Origin of the sequence: Wolbachia endosymbiont of Drosophila incompta, assembly GCF_001758565.1 — a bacterium.
Classification (GTDB): domain Bacteria; phylum Pseudomonadota; class Alphaproteobacteria; order Rickettsiales; family Anaplasmataceae; genus Wolbachia; species Wolbachia pipientis.
The window spans coordinates 765,533-769,948 of the sequence record NZ_CP011148.1 but is presented as its reverse complement, the minus strand read 5'-3'; the positions used below and the strand labels follow the sequence as shown (position 1 = coordinate 769,948).

Annotated in this window: 5 protein-coding genes; 3 read left to right on the top strand and 2 right to left on the bottom strand. The window is 33.9% G+C overall.

The genetic code is table 11. The features are described 5' to 3' along the window. Positions 1 to 69: 69 nt before the first annotated feature. Together WG67_RS03410 and rho are read left to right on the top strand one after the other, a co-directional pair. Positions 70 to 672 carry a cell cycle transcriptional regulator TrcR gene (locus WG67_RS03410; RefSeq protein WP_010082495.1) on the top strand — a complete coding sequence of 201 codons (603 nt, stop codon included), beginning with the start codon at positions 70 to 72 and terminating at the stop codon, positions 670 to 672. A gap of 199 nt (positions 673 to 871) precedes the next feature. Continuing rightward, the gene (gene rho, locus WG67_RS03405; protein WP_070356907.1) at positions 872 to 2,275 is read left to right on the top strand and encodes a transcription termination factor Rho; all 1,404 of its coding nucleotides are present in this window, start codon (positions 872 to 874) and stop codon (positions 2,273 to 2,275) included. A 166-nt stretch (positions 2,276 to 2,441) separates the two neighbouring features. Here rho and WG67_RS03400 read toward each other — a convergent pair whose 3' ends face one another. Together WG67_RS03400 and WG67_RS03395 are read right to left on the bottom strand one after the other, a co-directional pair. Continuing rightward, on the bottom strand, positions 2,442 to 2,918 hold the full coding sequence (locus tag WG67_RS03400) for an RDD family protein (RefSeq protein ID WP_010082496.1): 477 nt from the start codon (positions 2,916 to 2,918) through the stop codon (positions 2,442 to 2,444). Positions 2,919 to 2,940: 22 nt separating this feature from the next. Beyond that, positions 2,941 to 3,477, bottom strand: coding sequence for an RDD family protein (locus WG67_RS03395; RefSeq protein WP_006279799.1), 537 nt, complete (start codon positions 3,475 to 3,477; stop codon positions 2,941 to 2,943). Between the two features lie 145 nt (positions 3,478 to 3,622). Between WG67_RS03395 and WG67_RS08510 the strand changes: the two genes are divergently transcribed. Next, a partial coding sequence (locus tag WG67_RS08510) for an NADP-dependent isocitrate dehydrogenase (RefSeq protein ID WP_458694899.1) occupies positions 3,623 to 4,416 on the top strand: 794 nt, incomplete at its 3' end.

Here is a 4,416-nt window from a genome sequence, read left to right as displayed (position 1 = left end):
CAAAATTAATGCTTTTTTAGTTTTAATAGTTTATATTTTAGCTCTGTATAACAGTAAGGGATACTTTAAATGGGAGATGCTTTTTTGATGTCAATGGAATCTTCTAAGGGCAATAACGATAGAAATAAACAGTTTCTAGTGCAAATAGCTGCTTGGTTAGTAGACAACACTGGTTTAACTTTTAATCAAATAGCACAATGTTGCAGATTGGCCCTTGAAGAAGTACAAGACATAGCTGATGAGGAAATAGAAGTAGAAAAATATAACCCTATTATTTCTGGAATAATTACTGAAAAAGAAATCGATGATTGCAAAAAAAATCCAAATCGTGTACCAAATTTGATTATAAAAAATATAAAAAAAAGGAGTAAAGCGATTGGTAGCATTCTTGGCTTTGCCTCTACGGCAAGACGTAGAGATAAACCTGATGCGATTTATTATTTAGTAAAAAAATTTCCTATCTTGGACAATAACGTTATAGCTAAATTAATTAGTACAACAAATTACACAGTTGAGCAGGTAAGAGATGGATCTCATCATAACATGCAAAATATAAAACCCCAAGATCCTGTACTACTCGGCTTATGTAGTCAAGAAAATTTAGAAGCAGAAGTGGAAAAAGCAAAAGTAGAAGAGGAGAAGCAAGAAAGGTTAAAAAAATATAAAGAATAGCTATTGAAAATCCTCAAATTTTTGTGTTTTGTTAACATTAAATTAACTTGACTTGCTAGTGTTTATTGGTATAATGTAAGTAAAGTACGGGGTTTAATGATAATTAAGCTTAATACGCACTGAAACTAACTCAGCCTAATTTATTATCTTATAGTCACATTTTAGGTTAGTAAGCATCAATTAAAATTTTTGGAGGATTATGACAACAATCAATGAAGATGTTTTGGCAAAAGGAAAGGTTACAGCTCAACCTGAAAAAAGTGAGCAAATTTACAATAACGATACAGTAAAACAGATGGTCAATGAAGGTACTGAGAAAAACAGAAAAACATTAGATCTGAGCGAATTAAAAGAGAAAACAGCAGAAGAATTGTTAGAGTTAGCTGAAGAAAGAAAAATTTCAACTAACGGTAAAAGCAATGGTAGAATGCTAAAGCAGGAAATAATATTCAGCTTAATGAAAAAAATGAGTGAAGAAGGAGGCATAACCACAGGGAGTGGAATAGTGGAAATATTGCCTGATGGTTTTGGTTTCTTACGTTCAGCAAGTGTAAATTATGCCCCAAGTACCGATGATGTTTATATTTCTAACGGGCAAATAAAGAAGTTTAATTTACGTACAGGAGATATGGCATATGGAGAAATAAGGCCACCTGGTGATAAAGAGAGATATTTTACTTTAACTAAGGTTCAAAGTATAAACTCTACTGAAGTAAGTGAATTAAGAAAGTACGTCCATTTTGATAATTTGCTTCCTCTTTATCCTGAGGAAAGCATAGTACTTGAGTGTAATAATGGTGATGATAAAAAAGGCTTAAGCATGCGTGCTATAGATATAGTAGCTCCTCTTGGAAAAGGGCAAAGAGCGTTAGTAGTTGCTCCACCTCGCACAGGAAAAACTGTATTGCTTCAGCAAATGGCTAACTCTATAGCTATAAATCACCCTGAAGTAGAATTAATAGTGTTACTTATAGATGAAAGACCTGAAGAAGTAACAGATATGATACGTTCTGTAAAAGGTGAGGTAGTAAGTTCTACATTCGATGAGCCTGCTTACCGTCACGTACAGCTTGCTGAAATAGTAATAGAAAAAGCTAAAAGAATGGTTGAGCATAAAAAAGATGTGGTAATTCTACTTGACAATATTACTAGACTTGCACGTGCTTATAATGCGGTTATTCCTTCGTCTGGGAAAGTTCTAACTGGTGGTGTAGATTCAAACGCACTGCAGAGACCAAAACGCTTTTTTGGAGCAGCTCGTAATATTGAGAATGGGGGTTCTTTAACTATAATCGCCACAGCTCTTATAGAGACTGGTTCAAAAATGGATGAAGTTATTTTTGAAGAGTTTAAAGGTACAGGAAATGCTGAGATCATACTTGATAGAAAACTTTCTGATAAACGTATATTTCCAGCTATTGATATTACAAAATCCGGAACAAGGAAGGAAGAGCTATTAGTTGATAAGGCTATACTAAATAAAATATGGGTGGTGCGTAGGATACTCAATCCTATGGGACCCGTTGAAGCAATGGAATTTTTACGTGACAAACTACTTTTAACAAAGAGCAATGCTGACTTTTTTAACTCCATGAATCACTAAAAGTAAGCCAGTTATGATGGATATGCTGAGCAAAAAGTAAAACGCTCTTATAGCTAAAATAATTTGGATTTACCAAAATATATTTATAGTTAAGTTGGCAATTTACCTTAAGTTAGCGCGTGACACTGGAATGACACCCTTGGTGGCAGACAGCTAAAGGAAAATATCAACTAGGTTTATAATCTATCACTACCGTGTTTGCAATTTTGTCGTGAAAAGCTTGTTTATGTTCATCACCTACTGCACATACTAAAACTAAGATTAGTATAGCTAAGAATAAAATGGGATTACAAAGTGATATGCAATAAATTATAAAAAGAGCTATAGTCCTTTTCATTGCTTGCATTGTAGTGATTGACTCAAATGTATCTTTGTCTTTTACACGCATGCTAAATAACAAGTGTCCTGGAGTGCCGCCAAATTTTACTAGCATGAATATATGAAATATACATGGTATCATTAAAAATAAAGAAAATACAATCGTGGTGATTACAATTATTGCACCCATGATCCCTTGTATTGCGTGTGTAAGTGAGAAATCCACCGCCATTAAACCAAATGGTATTGCGATAAATAAAATACAATCAACTATAAATGCTAGAGTACGTCTTGTCATCGTTGAGTAGTTTACTTTTTTATCCATGTACTACCTATAAAGAAAAATATCAACTAGATTTATAGTCTATCACTACTGTTTTTGCAATTTTATCGTAAAAAGTCTGTTTGCGTTGATCAAATACTGCAAACAAAAATAAAATTAGCACAATTAAAAGATATAGAAAAGTATAACCATGATAATGCAGATGAAGCAAAAAGCGAAAAATAATCCAGATGCTTCCCTTAGAAATACATCTTATTGTTGCTTGCATAAGGGTAACATTTGTAAATGTATTAGCATCTTTAATATGCATACCACACAATAGTTTTCCTGGGGTACCACCAAGTTTTGTTACCATTAATATTTTGGATATTGTTAGTACTAATGTTGCGACTACTGTAGAAACTATAAATGGTATTTCTGTTGCTAGTTGTGCAAGTTCCTGAAAAGAGTCTTTATCTTGATCTTGTAATGATACGATGAATACACCATAGATAAAACCGAAGATAAAATGAGGGGAAAATATGATGAGGTCAAGTATTTCTGCTACAATACGCCTTGTAAATCCTACATAATTTACTTTAACATTTATTTCAGTATTCATAACCCCACCTATATTTCATAATATCATCATATGATATAAAAATACGTTATTAAATAACCGTAAATATACTAACTTGGGTAATATTAGCTACTTGTGCCACTCTATTATTTAAATTAATATTAAATCATTTATAACTAGGGAAGTTATGTCAACACTAATCACAGTTGCATATGGCGACGGTATCGGACCAGAAATCATGGAAGCGGTGCTGTCGATATTGCGCGAAGCAGAAGCGGAAATCTCAATAGATATTATTGAAATAGGGGAGCGTGTTTACAGTAAAGAATGGTCTCACGGAATTTCTCCAAGTGGTTGGGAATCAATTGAAAGGACAAAAATATTATTAAAATCTCCGACAACAACTCCTCAAGGTAAAGGGCACAAAAGCTTAAACGTTGCACTCAGAAAAAATCTAGGGTTGTATGCAAATATCAGACCATGCATTTCATATCATCCTGTTATAGAAAATAAATTCGATAAGTTTGATATCGTAGTGATACGTGAAAATGAAGAGGACGTTTACACCGGAATAGAGCATAGGCTCACTGGTGACTCTTACCAATGCACTAAAATTATTACTAGATCTGGCTCAGAGAAGATATGCAGGTACGCTTTTGAATATGCAAAAAAACACAACAGAAAAAAAGTAACTTGCCTGACTAAAGATAACATCATGAAAATGACTGACGGAACTTTCCATGCCGCGTTTGATCGCATTGCAAAGGAATACCCAGATATAAAGGCAGAACATTATATAGTTGATATTGGAATGGCGCGTGTTGCAACAGAACCGGAGAATTTTGATGTTATAGTAACCGAGAACTTATATGGCGACATATTATCAGATATAGTCGCACAAACCTCTGGATCTGTGGGGCTTGCCGGAAGTAGCAACATCGGGAATGAATACGCAATGTTTGAAGCAGTGCACGGTTCTGC